The organism is Sphingobacterium sp. UBA7855, from assembly GCA_002500745.1.
GTDB lineage: Bacteria > Bacteroidota > Bacteroidia > Sphingobacteriales > Sphingobacteriaceae > Sphingobacterium.
Genome location: DLST01000006.1, coordinates 129,334 through 148,483 on the forward strand (window position 1 = coordinate 129,334; position 19,150 = coordinate 148,483).

A 19,150-nucleotide genomic window follows, 5' to 3' on the forward strand; every position below is an offset into this window, starting at 1 on the left:
AAAATAAATTTATATTGCAACATTTTTAAATAGGCGTCGACTACCTAGAAGAAACATAAGAATTCACAGTATTAATTTTAAAACGTGCGAAATCAGCTTAGTGATAAAGATCTATTAGCGATGTGCCAAACGGGCAATGAGTCTGGGTTTTCGCAGCTTTATCATCGGTATGCAAAAAAGATTTTTAACTCGATTTATCGGATTTTGGGCAATCAGGAGGAAAGTGAGGATGTTTTACAGGAGACTTTTGTTGACTTTTTTTCAAGATCAGACAAATGGCATAATGTTCTTAGTTTGGAAGCTTGGCTAAGAAGGATGGGGGTAAATAAGGCGATTTCGTTGTTGAGGAAAAATAAGCAGTATTTTACGCCGGTGGATGATTTGGAAATTCAGGATAATGGCGATGACGAATTGCTGGAAAAGGAATGGCGCGAATGTCGTTTAACGGATTTGGAGCAGGCGATCGACCAGCTGACGGGGGTGCCCAAGATGGTCATTAATCTTTATCTGTTTGAAAATATGAGCCATGACGAAGTCGCGGAAGCATTGGGAATGACAGCAGTTGCCGTCCGTAGCCAATACCATCGCGCTAAAAAGAAAATTTACGAACAATTGAAGGAAAGATATAATTATGCGGGATAATTTAAAAGATTTTGTGAACGCTAATCGAGAATCATTTGATCGGAGAGAACCTTCGGCTGATTTGTGGAATAAAATAAGGCCACAAGTAGTGCCGCCCGTTCAGGAAAGAAAGATTAAGCCTCTTTGGAAGTGGGCTAGTGTTGCTGCAGTGGTCTTTTTGGTAGGGACAGCGACTTTCATTGCTTTTGATCAGCATAATGGGATAGAAGTAGAAAAACGAATCGTTGCTGTACATCCTGATGCTGTTCGCGAAAATGAAAGCGATAAAAAGGCCGACAATGCAATAGTAGTAAGCGCTGATACCGATAACTCCCCCAAATTGAATCCATCTATGGCGATAGCGGGTAGGCAAACTAGAAGAAAGCAGTCGGCACCAGCAAACGTGATGAACACTGGTTTCGGTAAAATGCAAGAAAAGATTGATTACGTTGAGATGCTTCAGGATTCGAGTTCCGCAAGCGCACGGCTAAGTGCTGTCTTGGCATTGAAAGATGAAGGTAGGTTAGATCGGAATAGTTTAGGAGCATTAGAAAGGACTGCTGTATCGGATCAAAGCAGTAATGTGCGTATAGCTGCAATCGAAACGATATTAAGTAGACTAAGCCAAGAAGAGCGTCAGCAGAAAGTTCAGGACTTCTTTGTGGTGCAAAATGATCCCACATTGCAAATGGAGCTCATGCAAATGATGGTTCAGCAAGATGATTCTAAGATGAAAGCGACAACAAAAGATAAACTAAATGAAATTGTGGAAGATCCATTTACGCTAAAATTTGTGAAGGAACAAGCATACGCGGTATTGTTGAATCAATAGAGGAATGGATTCAAGAACGTCTACTTGTGTAGGCTCGCTTACGAAAACGTAGACCAGGTGACTTGGTTAATAATAATGAAGAAAAAATATATTGAGATGAAAAAGTTAAGGATAATGATGATTGGTTTGACGCTTATTTTTGCAGGTGCATTACAGGCCCAGGTAAATGAAAGTGTGGAGGGAGCTGCTGTGCCGCCTCATCCTCCTAAAAAGGCTAGAGTGATTTCAGGCGTTGCTGTAAGTAATAGTAACAATTTTACATTCAATTCCGCCAGCTTAGGCCGTAGTAGCAGGCAAAGGAACTGGAAGGAAATTAAAGTGCCAAATTTAGGAAGTAAACTCCTGTTAAAGTTAGATAATGTTTATATCGAAGGGTATAAGGGGAAGGATGTGCTGATTACCGCTAAGGTTGAGGATAATGAAGAAAATGATCGTGCCAAAGGCCTACGTGTCGTTAATGGTTCTGGATTATCGGATAATTCGGGACTCGGAATGAATATCAAAACAGAAGGTGGAGTGACCGAAATAAGCATGGTTGGGATGCCCCTAGAAGATTCTATCCGAATCAAGATACCCATGGATCTACCGTTGACGATAAAAGGGGGGCGTGGTGCGATGTTCAATGCTGGAGTGATCGAATTGAAAGATATGCGGGCTGAAGTGGAAGTTTCCAATACGATGGGAAATGTGAATTTATTGAACGTAACGGGGCCAATCAATGTGAAGGTTGCCCAGGGAGATGTAACAGCCAAATTTGTTCAACCCGTCAAAGGGCCTATTTCTCTTGTCGCTGCAATGGGCGCTGTAGATGTTGCTTTTCCCAAGAATTTTGGTGCAAATGTGGATGTAAAATCAGCAATGGGAAATATCTATGCCGCAGATGAATTCCAATTTGAAAAAAGCACTGAAGAGCCCCAGTCCACCCCTATGGGCAATGCCGTGAAAGGCAAAATGAATGGCGGTGGACAGGACGTGATTTTGAAAACATCCCTAGGGGATATTTATATCAGGACGCAGAAGTAAATAAAAGTAGCCTGTTATCTTTAGCAGGCTATTTTTTTAGTTCCATACGTACAAGGTACTGATCATTTTCATCTTCATATAGAATTTGAACCACCCAGCCCATTTCGTGCGAAATTTTAATCAATAAATCCTGATCTAAATACAGCCATTTGAAGAGATCGCCTCGGGTGCCTTTGTATTCATACTGGTATTGAATTTCCCCAAAATAGTGGGTCGGCTTTTTGATGTTGTAATCTTTATACAAATAACTGATATCGGATGAATCAAAAATTAGCTGCCCATTTTCCGTCAACAGTTCTTGACTATGGGTGAGTAGTTTTCGAAAGCCCTCCACATCTCCAGCAATACCGATTCCGTTCATCAACAGCAAAAGCGTATCGTACTTCTGCCCTTTAAATTTATAAAAGTCTTCACAGATAATATGTTGTACCCCGCGTTGCTGCATGATATGGCAAGCGGTTTGGGATTGTTCCAATGCATCCACTTGAAATCCCTTTTCTTGTAAATATAGACTATGGCTGCCTACTCCGGCGCCCACATCCAATACATGTCCATCACATAACGATAGACCAATGAATTCTAGCTCTGGAAAATCATCAGGTTCCCGAAAGAAAATCTCTACCGGCATTTCGTCTTTATCGCCATAGCTCGTATGGAGTATGAGGGGGAATTTTTCTTCTTGATGTACAAAGTAATCATCAAGCGCTTCACCGTATACGTCTCTATGCATGGTCATCATCAATCATTAATACTTTCTTTGCAATATAAAATATAAATGGAGTCTTCATCTCCTGTATGTTTCATCGGTTCGTCAGATAATTTGATGACGGGGCTCCATTGTTCATCCTCTGGCAAAGCGTCTGTCATCTTGATGACAATATTCATTGGTTTAAGTCCTACATCATTCGTGAAATTGGTGCCAACACCAAAGGAATGTAAGATTTTACCCTCACAGTAGCTCGCAATTCTTTCGACTTTTTCATAATCTAAGCCATCGGAAAATATAATGGTCTTTGAAAGCGGGTTGATACCATTTTTATTATAGTGTGCAATAACTTTATCTGTAAATTCAAGAGGATCTCCACTATCATGTCGGACTCCATCAAATAATTTGGTTAACTTTTTATCGAATTGCTGAAAGAAGACTTCGGTTGTATAGGTGTCCGACAGCGCTATTCCGAGGTCGCCCCGATAGACATCAGACCAATGTTCAAGCCCCAGGAGGTTGGCCATTTTGTACCCATATTTAGCGGCATGAAACATAAACCATTCGTGGGCATGGGTACCGATGGGCTTCGTTTCATATTTCATTGCGAAATAGACATTGCTGGTGCCAATAAATGTTTTTTCGCCATATTGCTTAAGTGTACGCACCACCAAATCATGTACTTCATGCGAATGGCGTCTTCGTGTGCCAAAATCAGCAATGGTGATATGGAGCTTTTTATATTTTTCGATTTTATCTTTCGCTGTTGCGATTACGTCTGCGTCCGAGAAACGTTGTAAGCCCTGGGATTCATAAAAAAGTTCACAGATAAGAGACATCAAGGGAACTTCCCAGAGAATGGTGCGATACCAGTACCCTTCAATAATGACCTCTAGATCGGGGCCATCCTGAAATATTTTGACTTCTTCGGGATCGTAGCGGTAACCTTGAAGAAAGTCAAAATAGGTTGGGTCAATATAAGGACAAGTTCTGGCAAAAAAAGTCTTTTCGGCTTTTGTTAGCTTCAAATTAGCCATTTCATTAACAGCTTGCTTTAAGAGGACGTCAAAACCATCGGGAAACTTGTGATGTCCCCGATTGATAAAATGATAACGAGCCTTGGCCTTTGGAAACAATTTCACTACAGCATGCTGCATTGTGAATTTATAGAAGTCATTATCTAATATAGAGGTAAATGAAGCCATCCTTATCGATCTGTTTTTTGTTTGAAGCGGTAAATTTACTAATTAACGTGAAATTGTGCGGATTGTTCATAATAATTATAAAAGACAGGTAAGTAAAAGGCGGGTGAAATTTGTAATTTCATCCGCCTTTTATGAATTAGCATGTTATTCGGTCATCACTATCTTGTTCTTGATCTTTCAGAACCCTGTGAAGAACGTCCTGAGCTACGCTCAACTGAGCTTCCAGAATTTCTTGATCGCGATACGGACGATGAATTATCTATATTGGATCTGCTTCTGGTGTTTTCATAACTTCGATTTTGAGACGGTTGAGCTGCTGGTTGAGACACTGGTTGGCTCGAACGCGTCCGGCTATCGGAATTTCGACTTTGCACCGGCTGAGAAACTGGCTGGCTCGAACGTGTGCGGCTGCCATCATAATTTCCGTTCCGTTGTGGCGCTGTTGCAGGTTGAACTACGCGTTGCGGTACGGTCTCATTGGAATTGTTTTGCCTCCCTCTACTGGTAGATGTAGGGTTATTGTTGTTTGGAGCATCCGATTGCCGACCTGATCGCGTTCTAAAATCATAGTTAGGCGAATTAGGTTGTGTACCATTCGTATTTCTAATTGGAGTACCGTTGTCTCCGCCTCTACTGTTATTAATTGAACTGCTGCGGCTCGAGCCTGTACTGTTGGCATCGTTACGGGATCTTACAGAAGCATTACCACTTTTATCGATATATAACTCACGACTTCCCGATCTTGAATCGATGTTATCTCGATTGCTAATTACGCGGTTGGTACGATCTGATATTTCGCTATTGTTATTCCGTGTTCGGGTAGAGGCATCCACTACATTCGTTGGACGAGCAGATGAACGTGTATTACGATCTACAGCCGGGCGGTACATACTGATTTCATTACTGCGATTGCTGCTACTACGAACAGATCCGGGTCTATCCGCATTTGCTATCCGATTGACTGTGACGCTTCGTCCTGTTGAGCGCTCGATGTCTGCTCTTCGCGGACCGCCAACATAATAGTTGTTATTAATGATCGTTGTATTGTTGATAACTGTGGTTCTGTTGTAAATATTATTATAATTTCTGCGATTCACATAATACCTATCCATGTCCCTGCTCATGAAGTGGTTAACTCCCACAAATGTCCAGAAGTTTATTGGGATATTAACCGATACATTCATGCTCATGCCTGGCCCCATGGGTGCCCAACCGTAATAGTCGTTACTTTGACGCCAATTTACCCATGCCGGCCCCCATTCATAGTCAGGAACCCAGCCCCAACCATAACGATCGTTGTAGTTCCAACGGCCATAGTGAAATGGAGCCCAACCCCAATCGTAGTTGGATACCCAGGTATTTCCATAGTCTGTCATTGTCCAATAACCATTGGTAGCATAAGGCTGGAAGTTTGGGCCGACATCCGGAATCCAGACATAACCGTAATTCGGATCATTGACCCATTGTCCGTAAGGGGATAGTTGATCATAGAACATTTGGAAAGATACTCCTGCATTGTTGTAATGATCATAATTAGTATATCCGCCACGCTGGGCCATTGAGGTCGCACAGCTTGAGAAAGAAGCAATACCAATGAACCCCAGTACCCAATATTTTATGTTGCCTAAATTTTTCATTTCTGTAATAATTTAAAGTGTGACAAAACTCTATGCCGTAGTCTTTGTTATTATGACAGCATAACGAATAAAATGGTTTAATCGGTACATTGGAAATCTGATTATTTTTACGTGAAAGTCAAATTGATGATCTTTTTACATAAACGACAATTTTAGATTCATATTTTTATTTACCTTTACCGCTCGAATTGCTACGTGTTTGTTCAGCATAAAACGTGTTTCAAAACACATTAATTTGAAATAGACATCATTTAAATGGCTAAAAAACTTCAGACTTTTTTTCTAGAATTCGCAAACATTCATCGTTTTTTGCTACGGTTTTGGCGTGAATTAGTAACTCCCCCGTATGAATTCAAAGAAATCGTCCGTCAGTGCTATGAAATAGGCTACAAATCTTTGCCTTTGATCAGTTTAACGGGATTTATTGTGGGATTTGTTTTTACAAAACAATCACGTCCTTCTTTAGAGGAATTTGGCGCAACTTCGATGTTGCCTTCTCTGATATCAATCGCTATTGTTCGTGCATTGGCACCATTAGTCACTGCTTTAATCGCTTCTGGAAAAGTAGGATCCCAAATTGGCGCGGAATTAAGTTCGATGAATGTTACAGAGCAAATCGATGCAATGGAAGTTTCAGGAACCAATCCCTATAAATATCTTATTGTAAGTAGAATTTTGGCTACAACGATTGGAATTCCTGTACTCTGTTTTTATGTAGCAGGTATAGGTCTTTTGGGGGGCTATCTCAGTATGATGAGTAAAGATGACCTGAGTTTTTTGAGCTTTTTTACACAAGTATTTGAGACGATAGCATTTAAAGATTTGGGTGCTATGGTTTTGCGTGCAGTTATATTTGGTTTTACCATCGGAGCTGTAAGTTGTTATTGTGGTTATTTTTCTTCTAAGGGTACGGAAGGCGTTGGTAAAGCTGCGAATGCGGCCGTTGTGGCTTCTATGTTCCTTGTGTTTATAGAGGAGATCATTATTGTTCAAATTTTATCGTTCTTCGGGTAGTGCGCTATGGAAAAGATTCAAACAACTATTGACCATTCAAAGCCGGTCATTGAAATCAGGAATATCAGCAAGTCATTTGGTGATAATCATGTTTTACGGGGAGTCAATCTGGACTTATATAAAGAAGAAAATCTTGTTGTGCTGGGGCGTTCTGGGACTGGTAAATCTGTATTGATCAAATTAATAGCAGGTCTATTAAAACCAGACGAAGGTACGATCAATGTCCTTGGTAATTCGGTGACAGAACTAAATGATCGCGAATTGCGTGAACTGCGTTTAAGAATAGGGTTTTCTTTTCAGAATAGTGCACTTTATGATAGTATGACCGTACGTGAAAATCTGGAGTTTCCTTTGGTTCGTAACAAGCGCAATTTGACGCGCTCAGAAATCGATCATGCTGTAGAGGAGGTACTGGATGGAGTAGGGTTATCCCAAGCTATTAATCAGATGCCTTCAGAGCTTTCTGGTGGACAGCGTAAGCGTATAGGTATTGCACGCACATTGATTCTTAGACCAGATATCATGATGTACGATGAGCCTACAGCAGGACTAGATCCAATCACCTGTTTGGACATTAATGGATTGATTAATGAAGTTCAGGAAAGATATAAAACGGCATCGATTATTATCACGCACGATTTAGCTTGTGCAAAAGAAGTGGGCAATCGTATTGTGATGTTGTTAGATGGTAAATTTGAAAGACAGGGATCTTTTGAAGAAATTTTTGATACAGATGACGTACGTGTAAAAGCGTTTTATAATTATAATTTTATTCTATAATATACATGAGTAAGGCAGAAAATAAGAGAGCAATCATTGTCGGCGTTTTTGTTTTTTTAGGCGTATTAATTCTATTGGCAGGAATTTTTATTTTGGGCAGCCAACAAAAGAAATTTACCAAAAATATTGAGATTACGACATCATTTCCTGACGTCGCTGGATTGAAAGTGGGAAGTAATGTGTGGTTTTCCGGAGTTAAGGTAGGGATCATTAAGAATATTCACTTTAAAAGTGTACAGGATGTTGAGGTCGTATTGACGATAGAGGAGAAATCTGCAGAATATATCCGCAAGGACGCCGTGACAAAATTAGGCTCGGATGGATTAATCGGTAATAAGATTGTGGTGATCTCTGGTGGCTCCCAGAATGCTCCAACAGTAGAGAGCGGTGACTTTTTGCGTTCTGCAAAGACTGCCGATATGGAAGCAATGATGGAAACTTTACAGGTTAATAATGAAAACTTAGCAAAAATTACCACTGATTTCGTCGAAATATCAAGGGGATTGGCTGATGGTAAGGGAATGGTGGGTGCGATGTTGACCGATACCTCCATGGTAAATACTTTACGCGCGACATTATTGTCCATCAGTGCTGCAATGAATAATGCAAATAAGGCTTCTGCAAATCTGGTTACCCTGACAAATTCGCTAAATAGCAATAAGGGACTGATTCATGATTTGACGACTGATACCGCTATTTTCTCTAGTTTACGCCAATCTGCTGCACAATTACAAGGGGTTTCTCAGACAGCAAATGCATTGATCAATAATTTGAACAACGCTTCGGGCCGATTAAATGATAAAGATAATGCAGTGGGCGTTCTGTTGAATGATCCTGAATCGGCAAATCAAATCAAATCAGCGATTAATAACTTAAATTCGAGTACATCCAAGCTGGATGAAAATATGGAGGCGCTGCAGCATAATTTTTTACTGCGCGGTTTCTTCAAAAAGAAAGCGAAAGAAGATGCGAAAAAGGCTGAACTGCTTAAAGCAGATACAGCAAAGTAAGTTGAATGATAGAACTATGAAAAGGCTGTACGATTGCGTAGAGCCTTTTTTTTAATCATATTGGGGGAGCCCGTTTAGAATTGAAAAAATGAATCACACTGAAATTATAGACAAAGATGTTATTTACGAAGACAATCATCTCATAGCGATAAATAAGAAGGCGGGTGATATTGTACAGATTGATGAAACGGGAGATATGTCGATGGAAGATATGGTGAAAGCTTATTTAAAGAAGAAATATGATAAACCAAATGAAGCTTTTGTTGGTGTTATTCATCGTTTAGATAGGCCGGTAAGTGGTATGATACTTTTCGCCAAAACGAGCAAGGCTCTTGAGCGGATGAACAAGTCTTTTCAGGATAGAGATGTGAAGAAAACTTATTTGGCAATAGTCAGACAGCGACCACGTAAAACCGAAGGGAAGCTTATTAATTGGCTGATCAGAAATAGACAAACCCGGGTGACCAAGGCTTTTCCACGCGAGGTCAAGGGAGGAAGTTATGCCGAGTTAGACTATGCAGTGGTAGGCGAGTTGAATGGATTTTATTTGTTGCGCGTAGAGCCACTGACCGGTCGCACCCATCAGATTCGTGCCCAACTTGCTGCTATGGGCTGTCCTATTGTTGGTGATAACAAGTATGGATATCCAAGAGGTAGTTCTTTGGGGAGCATTTGTTTACATTCACGTTCATTAGCGTTCAAGCATCCGATCAAGAAAGATAAGATGGAATTGGTTGCTTTATTGCCGAAAGATGGCTTTTGGGATAAATTTGAATCTTTGGCAGGGTAGTGGTTAAAATTTCAGTATCTTTGTGCTATGAAATGGTTTAGATATTTACTCCTGATAGTTACCTTAAGCTGCTCAGCTGCATCTGTTTCTTACGGGCAATGCGCGATGTGTACATTGAACGCTGAGAATTCCACGAAGGAAGGAAATATGCAAGGAAGGGGGCTAAATGATGGTATTTTATTTCTTTTGGTCATCCCTTATCTGGCGGCTGCAGGGCTAGGATATCTATGGTATAAAAAATACCGCAAGAAGAATCCAGGTACAAAGAAGTTTTTAAACGAATTAAAATAGATTTTAATGCCGACATCCAAATTCCATGCAATGATGCACTCCAAATGTCCGAAGTGTCATATTGGTGATGTATTTGTAGGAAAGGTATACAGCTTGCGCAAGCAGCATATGAATGATGTATGCCCCTATTGTGGCGTAAAGTACGAGGTTGAACCCGGTTATTTTTATGCTGCAATGTATGTGAGCTATGCGATGTCAGTAGCCGAGATCGTCACTGTTTCTGTAGCTATAGCGATCTTAACAAGCAGCGAATCTCCATGGTTCTATCTGATGGGCCTCGCGGTAACTATTTTGATCTTTGCCCCCTTTAATTTTAGGTATGCGCGTTTAATTTTACTTCATTTTTTAACGCCAAAAATTAGTTATGATCCACGCTATGAATTGGAGCAAGAGATACGTGAAAGGAATGCGAATAAACATGGTTAAAGTGATAAATGATATTAACAAAAAAAAATAAAGGAGCTCTCAAGAGCTCCTTTATTTTTTTAAATATTTCATCGTACTATCGAAAAGGAAAACTTTGTCTTTATATCCTTCCGCGATAAGCTGTTGCAATGGGATGAGATGTACTTGCTGAAAATCTCCGATATGTTCTTCCGTGGGGAGTACGACCTGAATACAGTAGGTCATCCCATCGTGTGGCGACTGAAGCATTTCCAGAAAATGCACTTCGAATTTTTGGGATTGCACGATATTATCCTGAATCCATGAAACAACCTCCTCGTGGATTGTTTCTTCTGCTATGACAGAGACATTGTATAAAAACATAGACAAAAATACGCTATTTTTCTACGATAAAAAAGATTCTTAGCGCAGGAAGCGCGAGAAGTTTGAATATTAGATTTAATTGGTATATCTTGTAAAAATAAGGTTGCATTGAATGAAAATTCGTATTTAATTGCAATATTTGGAATATATGATAAGGATGCATTTGGGATTATGAGGATGAAATTTTGGATAGGTTTACTTTTTTCTACCATGATCATGTTGGGGTGTCAACACCATAATGTTGAGCCTATTCCAATAAATCAATTTTTTTCTAAGCCTGAAAAATCAAACTTTAAAATTTCTCCAAATGGTCGGTTTATAGCCTATATTGGTCTCGACAATCATTGCAAAAATATTTACTTGATAGATTTGATTCATCAGGATAGCTCGAAACAGCTTACTTATCAAAATGATATTAATGTAAAATCTTTTGCATGGAACGATAACTCGAAAATTTCGTTTTTGACAGAGCAGTCCGCACAGGATAGTTTACGTTTATATGCAGTGGATATCAATACAGAGAAAATTTGGCCATTGATCAAGCCGATCCGTGGTCGGTTTCGATGGATCCATACCATGACTACCGGAGGTGATAGTTTTATAGGGGGGATGAATGATCGAGATTCTTCACTTTTTGATCTTTATCGGATTTATTTAGATGGTAGACCCCGGGAGTTGATTTTGCAAAACCCAGGAAATATGAGTTCTTGGGTGGTATCTAATGATGGGCAGGTAAGAGTAGCTGTAGCCAACGATTCTGTACAACAATCGGTACTATATCGAAGCTCCGATAACGAACCATTTAAGGAGATTATTCGCTGCGATGTTGAAAGTAGTTTTACACCATTGGGTTATAAGGATAATTCGAATGCTATCATTTATGCGTTATCTAATGTCAATCGCGATAAACTGGCTTTGATAAGCTATGATTTGGCAAATCAAAAAGAATTAGATGAACTTTTTAGCCACAAGGATGTTGACGTGAGCTCTGGGGGATATTTTACTGAACAGAATAAGCTGTTGTTTGTCAATTATAGTACCTCAAGGCAGCATAGACATTTTTTTGATGAGACTACCAAACAAAAGTACAACCAATTGGCAAAGCAGATTGATGGCTTTGAATATCAGGTATTGAGTACTGACAGTTCAGGTAATAAGATCATCATTAAAACCTACACCGATGTTAACCCCGGTGGTATTTACTTTTATGATTTTTCGACGCAAAAGTTGACAAAGTTAGCGGATAATAATTCTGATTTAAAAGATAAGGAGCTCTCTCCAAACGAATATATCACGTATACCGCGAGAGACGGTATTCAGATCTCAGGTTATTTAACTTATCCTATACATTCTAATCGCAAAAACCTGCCGATGGTTGTCCTTCCTCATGATGGGCCTAACGGACGTGAAGTTTGGGGGTTCGATAATGAGGCTCAGTTTCTAGCGAACAGGGGCTATTTGGTTTTTCAAATGAACTATAGGGGATCCACAGGTTTCGGTAAGAAGTTTTGGACTGCTGGATTTAAAGAATGGGGGGGGAAGATTCAGGACGATATTACTGACGGGGTGAAATGGTTAATTAAGGAGGGGATTGCTGATCGTGAACGTGTTGCTATCGTAGGGAAAGGTTTTGGAGGTTATTCGGCGCTGCACGCCGCTTGCTTCAATTCTGATTTATATAAATGTGCCGTGTCTTATTCGGGTTATACCAATTTATTTACGTATTTCAGAGATATACCGCCCTATTTTAAATCGTATGTACAGAAAATGTATCAAATTGTTGGGAATCCAATACGGGAGGCTGAATTATTTAAAAACATATCACCGGTCTTTCATTCCGACAAAGTTAAAATACCGGTACTATTGGTACAAGGTGGAAAGGATAGGTTTAGTTCGGTCACAGATGCAAATCAATTTGTACAGAAATTAAAGAATAATAACATTCCTGTGCAATACATCCTGAAAGAGGATGAAGATAGAACTTTTAAGCGTGATGAGAATGTCTTTGGTTATTATAATGAGTTGGAGCGATTTTTGGCGAAATATCTTGTGGACTAAAGGCGGGCAATTATGAAAGCAGAGAAATATAGCTATCGAAAGAACTACGGATTATTGTTGATGTTTTTCATCGTAATCAGTGGCTTGTATATATTTGCCTTATTTCTTTCGCGTAGCTATACAGAATCGCATATCAAAAATGAATTTACGAATAGAAAATCAGAGATATTTGATCAAACCTTAGTTCCTTTCAATGATTTTTTTCAAAATAGAATTCCTGAAGTCTCTTTTTATCAAGGTTTTTTGGACTCTGTTCAGGCGGGCAAATACGCTTATAGCATATTAAGTTCTTATCCGTTTGTCAGAGAGATTGGTTTTTTTGATTTACAATTCAATAACGATCATAATTTAAATTATGGCTTTATCGTTAACAACCTCAGGATCCAACCAAAAACGATTACTTTTTTTACTGTTTCCAGATCTGGGCTGCATAAAAATACCATACGAGATCGCGGTCAAATGGGTTTACATTCTGAAGAGATCAATAATATTGGGGTAAAGTTGGCGACATATATTGACAAGTTGCAACCGAATGCCAAACTTTCTGATAAAGATATCTTAAAGGTTTTTTATACCATAAGACCTGGTCAGATTACCTATCTCAATATTCCGAGGGTCAACGATCTAATTGTTTATAAGTCAATTATGGAAGGTAATTTGGATCATACCGTTGGTTACGAGCAGGATATGTTTAATTTTCAGATTGATCCAATGTATCTGGAGGTTAAAAATAGCTATTCTAATCTTTATGAGAAAGTGGAGATCGTTCCTTTGGTAGGCGCGCCTATCACACCTGAAAATGACGAGATTTCAACCGAGATGCCCTTACCTGGAGCACTGGCCGACTATAAATTACTTTTTAGATCGAGCAAGAACTTTCTTTCCAAAGAAATAAATCGTAGTTTTTGGCCCGTATTAGGAGGCGTATCGTTGATTTACATCATTTTAATTGCTATACTATATTTAATTTATAGAAATTTAGAAATTAACGGAAGACTTTTTAAATTGCAGTACGATTTCATCAATAATCTTACCCACGAGTTTAAGACGCCAGTGAGTGTGATTAAGATTGCTGGAAATAACATCAAGAGTGCGCAGGTACTCTCTGATGAAGAACGTAAAATGTATGGAAATATACTGGATCAGGAGGCAGATCGTTTAAATAACTTGATGAATAAGCTATTATCGTTTAGCCAGATCGAAAATAAAACGATAAAATTAAATAAAGAAGAAGTTGACTTGAAGATGTTTACGGAAAATCTAGTAGCTTCGTCAAGAATAAAATATTCAGATTTCAAGATTAGCACAAAAATTGATGTAAGGACATCAATGCTTGCCGACCCGGTGTTGTTAAGCAGTGTGTTTCAAAATATGATTGATAATGCCTATAAATATTCTAAGGCGGGGCACAAAATACTAGATATTGCGATACAACAAAATAAGAAGAATTTTGTTATCACTTTTAAGGATGAAGGAATAGGAATAGAGAAGGCGGAGTTTAACAACATCTTCAAAAAGTTTTATAGAATAAAAAGTCAATATAATCAGCAAGGAAGTATTGGTTTGGGGTTGGCATTCTGTAAAGAGATTACTGAATTTATAGGCGGTGATATCACAGTAAAAAGCCAATTGGGACAGGGAACCACCTTTACCTTGGTATTTCCAGTTTAAAAAATAAATTTAAATATGAAATATCCATGTTTAGAAAATATGAAAACTTATCGTTATAAACTGGATATTCCGTAAGACATTTAAAAGACAAATTATTTACTTATGAATAAAGACATCACTGTTGCTGTTATTGAAGATGATGAGAACTTACGGTTCTTGGTAAAACATCGATTGGAATCCGAAGGCTATCAGGTCATTCAAAGCGGAAATGGGAATGAAGCGGAAAGTTTGATTTTAGAAAAAAGGCCCGATGTTGTTTTACTGGACTGGATGCTTCCAGGAAAAGAAGGCAACGAGATCTGTGAAGATGTGCGCAAAGCGGGGTTTGAGAATATCATTATCATGATGACAGCTAAATCTCAAGATGTGGACAAAATTGAAGCGTACAGTTTTGGAGTGACTGATTACATCAGTAAGCCTTTCAATATGGATGTGCTTATCGCGATGATCGATAACAAGGTGAAATTTTTCTTGCCGAAAAACAGTCCTGAAGTGTACAAGTTTGGTCAGACAGAACATCATCCGAATATTCATTCCTTGATACGTGACGGAAGGAAAGTTGAGTTGACTATTTTGGAAAACCGCATTCTACTTCATTTCCTACAGAATTTAGGGCGGGAGATTACACGTGAAGAATTAATGGAGGTTGTGTGGGGGTATAGCTCAAATGTCAACACGCGTACGTTAGACATGCATGTGGTTCGTTTACGAAAAAAAATTGAAACAAATCCGGACAAGCCACATTATCTACAGACTGTGCGTGGACTTGGCTATAAATTTGTTGATGAAGAAGAGATTTGATTATAATTAGCGGGTAAGAGTTTGTTTTGTTAAAAACAATTATTATCTTCGTATAGATTCGAAACAAGACCATGTTTCCCGAAGAGGGAAATATGGTCTTGTTTCTTTTTCAAAAAGTATAAAATAAGAAAAAAATAAAATTATGGCAGAAGTAACTTATTTTACGGAAGAAGGATTGCGTAAGCTTAAAGAGGAATTGGCTTATCTGAAGACGGAAGGAAGATCAAAAATTGCCAATGCTATTGCAGAGGCAAGAGACAAGGGAGATTTGTCTGAAAATGCAGAGTATGATGCGGCTAAAGAGGCCCAGGGGCTTCATGAGGCTAAAATTGCCAATTTGGAGAACACATTGGCTACGGCACGTTTAATTGATGAGTCCAAATTGGATACATCTAAAGTTTTGGCCTTATCGATCGTTAAGATAAAGAACAAAAAGAATGGTGCTGAGATGACGTATCAATTGGTTGCAGAGTCAGAGGCAGATCTGAAGTCGGGTAAGATTTCTGTTAAATCTCCTATTGCCCAAGGTTTGTTGGGTAAATCTAAAGGCGATACGGCTGTTATAGAAGTACCAGCGGGTAAAATTGAATTCGAAATCGTAGATATTTCAAGGTAATTTATGTCGGTTATGTGCGGTATGCCATAACCGCACATCTACAAATTAACTTTATATTAAGAAGGTCGTGATGTAGCAATCGCGACCTTTTTTGTTTATATTTGTTGAACAGTGAAATTACAGGGTGTGAAAAAGTGGTAATAATATTTTTTAATCACCGACATACCAAGGTCTTAATAGATTTAAATCTGTTGTTTGCTGATTATTTTTTTAAAAAGATTTATTCCAAGATTAGAATAATATGTCGACAATTTTTTCAAAAATCGTTTCTGGGGAGATCCCAGCTTACAAAGTAGCTGAGAGTAATGATTTTCTGGCTTTTTTAGATATCAGCCCGTTAGCTAAGGGACATGTACTAGTGATACCTAAAAAAGAGACAGATTACATTTTCGATATCGAAGATGACGAGTACATGGCGCTTTGGGTTTTTGCAAAAATTGTTGCTCAAGGTATTAAAAAAGTAATACCATGTGTGAAAGTCGGTGTTGCTGTCGTCGGTTTAGAGGTCGCTCATGCACATATACATTTGGTTCCAATTAATAAAATTAGTGATTTAAACTTTGCTGGACCTAAATTGAGCTTAACTGAGGACGAACTCCATCAGATTGCGACCACTATTCGCGAGTCTATCGTGAGTATAACTGCTCAAAATCAATAATTGGAAAGATTATATTACACTTGATTTACGTTGGTTTTTTAGAAGAATGCTATATTTGTACTTTATTTTTTCAAAACTGTACAAAAACAAGCGTAGGATTTGTTCTAAATAATGAACGCAACATTGATTTTTACTAAAGGTTATGCATGAACTTTTGTTGTCATTTCAACAATTATTGAACCCAGAGGAACTGTTGAGTTCAGGAGGGTTTTATTTAGTTATCCTCATTGTATTTGCTGAGACTGGTCTGTTTTTTGGATTTTTTCTACCTGGCGACTATTTACTATTTCTTGCTGGATTATTCTGTGCGCTGAATAAAATTGACGTGAATATATTCACGCTTTGTTTGGGCTTGTTTACCGCTGGGGTATTAGGTAATTTTACAGGATATTGGTTTGGCTATCGAGCGGGGCCAATGTTATTTAAGCGAAAAGATAGTTTCATTTTTAAGCGAAAATATGTGGTCATGGCTGAGGAGTTTTACCACAAATATGGTGGAACCGCTTTAATTATAGGAAGGTTTGTTCCAATAGTTCGTACTTTTGCGCCTATCTTTGCCGGGGTCGTAAAATTAGATTTTAAGAAATTTGTGCTATATAATGTTTCAGGGGCTGCCATTTGGGTGGTAGTTTTGACGCTTTCGGGTTATTTCCTAGGTATCGAATTCCCGGGTATTATACATTATGTAGAATATGTTATAGTTGGTATGATTGTAATTGCATTTTTGCCAATTGCCATAACGTTATTGAAAAAACGTATTAAGGATAAAAGAAACAAACAAAATATACAGTAAATAAAAAATGAGTAAACAAAATCCTTGGCACATGGTTTCTCCAGGTGAGAATGTGCCAAATGCCGTAAATGCTATCATTGAGATTACAAACGGATCCAAAGGAAAGTATGAATTAGACAAAGAAACTGGTTTGTTGCTTTTGGACAGAGTGATGAGTTCTTCTGTCGTTTATCCTGCCAATTATGGTTTTATCCCACAAACTTATTGCGATGACAAAGATCCATTGGATATTTTGGTCATCTGTTCAGTGGATATTTTGCCATTGACGTTAGTTGAGGCACAGGTTATTGGCGTAATGAATATGGTCGATGGTGGCGAGCAAGATGATAAAATTATTGCGGTAGCTAAAAATGATCCTATTTTTAATTACATTAAAGATATTGATCAGTTACCTCCGCATACAATGAAAGAAATTGTACAATTTTTTGAGAGTTATAAAGCACTTGAAAAGAAGCATGTTGTTGTTGAGGGAGTGAAGGGACGTGATGAAGCGCAAAGAATCTTGATTGAGGCTATCGAATTGTACAAAACAGAATTTGTTAATAAATAACCCCCAGCATGGCGCTCGATTTATTTTGGACATTGTTTTTAGTACTTGCAAACGGCTTTTTTGTTGCCGCAGAATTTGCTATAGTCAAGGTCCGAGTCTCCCAAATTGAAGTTCAGGCAAAAACAGGTAGCAAAGTTGCCACCATAGCCAAGAGTATAACAGAACATTTGGATGGTTATTTGGCCGCTACACAATTGGGTATTACACTCTCGTCATTAGCTTTGGGCTGGGTTGGCGAGGCTGTAATGACCCAAATTGTGCAGGGTGCATTGGGTTTTTTCGGTGTTGAATTGACTGGCTCGGTTGCTACCAATGCAGGACATGTATTGGCTTTTTCGATTATTACTGTATTACACATTGTATTTGGAGAACTTGCTCCTAAATCGATAGCGATTCAAAAACCTGTTGCAACAACGATGAAAATTGCGGTTCCACTGCAATTTTTCTACTTTATCTTTCGACCAATTATTTGGGTTTTAAATGGGTTTGCTAATTTCCTGTTAAAGATTTTGGGATTTGAGGTTACCAAAGGAGAATCCGCCCACTCGTCGGAAGAATTACAGTATCTTTTAGATAAAGGTAAAGAGTCTGGTGCTTTGGATATTTCTGAGCACGAATTGATTAAAAACGTATTCGATTTTAACGAACGTATCGTTAAGAATATTATGGTACCGCGTACGCGGATTGTGGCGGTGGAAGTAACTGCTGATGCTTCTGAACTGATCGAAACGATGACTGAAGAGGGGTATTCCCGTCTTCCAATCTATGATGATAATATTGACCAAATCGTGGGTATTGTTCATACAAAAGATATTCTACCGCTTTTAGCGAAAGGAAAAGAAGTTGTCATGAAAAATATTATGCGCAAACCCTATTTTATTCCTGAAACGAAGAAGATCAATGACTTGATGGCAGAATTTCAGCTGAAGCGGATTCAGTTGGCGATCGTATTGGATGAATTTGGTGGAACCGCTGGTATGGTTACATTGGAAGATATCGTAGAGGAATTGGTGGGTGAAATCCAGGATGAGTACGATGAAGAAACACCAGTTGTGGAGCGTATTTCCGAAACAGAGTATATGGTGGATGCCGGAGCCAGTATTCACGATGTGAATGAGTTTCTTCCGATAGAGTTACCTGAGAGTCAGGATTACGATACGATGTCTGGTCTTGTGAGCGAAATCTTCGATAAGATACCGGAAGTCGGTGAGCGGAAAGAAGAGTATGGGTACATATTCACCATCATTCGAAAAGCGCAGCAGAATATCGAATTTGTCAAATTGGAATTGGTCGAGTCTGCTGAGGATGATACCGAAGAATAAATAG

Annotated in this window: 21 protein-coding genes; 17 read left to right on the forward strand and 4 right to left on the reverse strand. The window is 38.7% G+C overall.

Translation table 11 applies throughout. The features are described 5' to 3' along the window. The first annotated feature begins 84 nt into the window (after window positions 1-84). From B2107_RS04380 to B2107_RS04390, 3 genes are all read left to right on the forward strand, one after another. The gene (locus B2107_RS04380) at window positions 85-642 is read left to right on the forward strand and encodes an RNA polymerase sigma factor (RefSeq protein ID WP_293953498.1); all 558 of its coding nucleotides are present in this window, start codon (window positions 85-87) and stop codon (window positions 640-642) included. Continuing rightward, on the forward strand, window positions 632-1,453 hold the full coding sequence (locus B2107_RS04385) for a hypothetical protein (protein ID WP_293953500.1): 822 nt from the start codon (window positions 632-634) through the stop codon (window positions 1,451-1,453). The genes B2107_RS04380 and B2107_RS04385 overlap by 11 nt, the downstream gene beginning before the upstream one ends. Before the next feature lie 96 nt (window positions 1,454-1,549). Continuing rightward, window positions 1,550-2,476, forward strand: a complete 927-nt coding sequence (locus B2107_RS04390; protein WP_293953502.1) for a DUF4097 family beta strand repeat-containing protein — start codon at window positions 1,550-1,552, stop codon at window positions 2,474-2,476. Window positions 2,477-2,504: 28 nt separating this feature from the next. Here the strand turns inward: B2107_RS04390 and B2107_RS04395 are convergent, their stop codons facing one another. From B2107_RS04395 to B2107_RS04405, 3 genes are all read right to left on the reverse strand, one after another. Next, entirely contained in the window at window positions 2,505-3,206 is a 702-nt protein-coding gene (locus B2107_RS04395) for a class I SAM-dependent methyltransferase (protein ID WP_293953504.1), read from the reverse strand. An 8-nt stretch (window positions 3,207-3,214) separates the two neighbouring features. Further along, window positions 3,215-4,387 carry a nicotinate phosphoribosyltransferase gene (pncB, locus tag B2107_RS04400; RefSeq protein ID WP_293953506.1) on the reverse strand — a complete coding sequence of 391 codons (1,173 nt, stop codon included), beginning with the start codon at window positions 4,385-4,387 and terminating at the stop codon, window positions 3,215-3,217. A gap of 158 nt (window positions 4,388-4,545) precedes the next feature. Further along, entirely contained in the window at window positions 4,546-6,024 is a 1,479-nt protein-coding gene (locus tag B2107_RS04405; protein WP_293953508.1) for a DUF6600 domain-containing protein, read from the reverse strand. A 255-nt stretch (window positions 6,025-6,279) separates the two neighbouring features. On the opposite strand from B2107_RS04405, the gene B2107_RS04410 reads away from it, so the two are divergent. From B2107_RS04410 to B2107_RS04435, 6 genes are all read left to right on the forward strand, one after another. Next, the gene (locus B2107_RS04410; protein ID WP_209579062.1) at window positions 6,280-7,038 is read left to right on the forward strand and encodes an MlaE family ABC transporter permease; all 759 of its coding nucleotides are present in this window, start codon (window positions 6,280-6,282) and stop codon (window positions 7,036-7,038) included. A 6-nt stretch (window positions 7,039-7,044) separates the two neighbouring features. Then, window positions 7,045-7,818: an ABC transporter ATP-binding protein gene (locus tag B2107_RS04415; protein WP_293953510.1), complete on the forward strand. Its 774-nt coding sequence runs from the start codon at window positions 7,045-7,047 to the stop codon at window positions 7,816-7,818. A 5-nt stretch (window positions 7,819-7,823) separates the two neighbouring features. Then, the gene (locus B2107_RS04420; RefSeq protein WP_293953512.1) at window positions 7,824-8,828 is read left to right on the forward strand and encodes an MlaD family protein; all 1,005 of its coding nucleotides are present in this window, start codon (window positions 7,824-7,826) and stop codon (window positions 8,826-8,828) included. An 88-nt stretch (window positions 8,829-8,916) separates the two neighbouring features. Continuing rightward, window positions 8,917-9,618, forward strand: coding sequence for an RluA family pseudouridine synthase (locus B2107_RS04425; protein WP_293953514.1), 702 nt, complete (start codon window positions 8,917-8,919; stop codon window positions 9,616-9,618). A gap of 27 nt (window positions 9,619-9,645) precedes the next feature. After that, complete coding sequence (locus tag B2107_RS04430) at window positions 9,646-9,909, forward strand: hypothetical protein (RefSeq protein ID WP_293953515.1); 264 nt, start codon at window positions 9,646-9,648, stop codon at window positions 9,907-9,909. A gap of 6 nt (window positions 9,910-9,915) precedes the next feature. Next, window positions 9,916-10,335, forward strand: coding sequence for a DUF983 domain-containing protein (locus B2107_RS04435; protein WP_293953517.1), 420 nt, complete (start codon window positions 9,916-9,918; stop codon window positions 10,333-10,335). Window positions 10,336-10,386: 51 nt separating this feature from the next. Here B2107_RS04435 and B2107_RS04440 read toward each other — a convergent pair whose 3' ends face one another. Next, a complete protein-coding gene (locus tag B2107_RS04440) occupies window positions 10,387-10,677 on the reverse strand; it encodes a DUF4286 family protein (RefSeq protein ID WP_293953519.1) in 291 nt (96 codons plus the stop codon). A gap of 171 nt (window positions 10,678-10,848) precedes the next feature. Here B2107_RS04440 and B2107_RS04445 point away from each other — a divergent pair, with 171 nt between their 5' ends. The 8 genes from B2107_RS04445 (at window position 10,849) to B2107_RS04480 (ending at window position 19,146) form a co-directional block, all read left to right on the forward strand. Further along, on the forward strand, window positions 10,849-12,735 hold the full coding sequence (locus B2107_RS04445; RefSeq protein ID WP_293953521.1) for an alpha/beta hydrolase family protein: 1,887 nt from the start codon (window positions 10,849-10,851) through the stop codon (window positions 12,733-12,735). A gap of 12 nt (window positions 12,736-12,747) precedes the next feature. Further along, window positions 12,748-14,406: a sensor histidine kinase gene (locus B2107_RS04450; protein WP_293953523.1), complete on the forward strand. Its 1,659-nt coding sequence runs from the start codon at window positions 12,748-12,750 to the stop codon at window positions 14,404-14,406. Window positions 14,407-14,508: 102 nt separating this feature from the next. Next, entirely contained in the window at window positions 14,509-15,207 is a 699-nt protein-coding gene (locus B2107_RS04455) for a response regulator transcription factor (protein WP_046674214.1), read from the forward strand. Between the two features lie 142 nt (window positions 15,208-15,349). Then, window positions 15,350-15,823 carry a transcription elongation factor GreA gene (gene greA, locus B2107_RS04460; RefSeq protein ID WP_209579070.1) on the forward strand — a complete coding sequence of 158 codons (474 nt, stop codon included), beginning with the start codon at window positions 15,350-15,352 and terminating at the stop codon, window positions 15,821-15,823. Window positions 15,824-16,064: 241 nt separating this feature from the next. Next, window positions 16,065-16,481 carry an HIT family protein gene (locus tag B2107_RS04465; RefSeq protein ID WP_209579071.1) on the forward strand — a complete coding sequence of 139 codons (417 nt, stop codon included), beginning with the start codon at window positions 16,065-16,067 and terminating at the stop codon, window positions 16,479-16,481. Window positions 16,482-16,623: 142 nt separating this feature from the next. Further along, window positions 16,624-17,274, forward strand: a complete 651-nt coding sequence (locus tag B2107_RS04470) for a DedA family protein (RefSeq protein ID WP_209579072.1) — start codon at window positions 16,624-16,626, stop codon at window positions 17,272-17,274. A gap of 7 nt (window positions 17,275-17,281) precedes the next feature. Next, window positions 17,282-17,824, forward strand: a complete 543-nt coding sequence (locus B2107_RS04475; protein WP_209579073.1) for an inorganic diphosphatase — start codon at window positions 17,282-17,284, stop codon at window positions 17,822-17,824. An 8-nt stretch (window positions 17,825-17,832) separates the two neighbouring features. Then, the gene (locus tag B2107_RS04480; protein ID WP_293953525.1) at window positions 17,833-19,146 is read left to right on the forward strand and encodes a hemolysin family protein; all 1,314 of its coding nucleotides are present in this window, start codon (window positions 17,833-17,835) and stop codon (window positions 19,144-19,146) included. Window positions 19,147-19,150 lie beyond the last annotated feature (4 nt).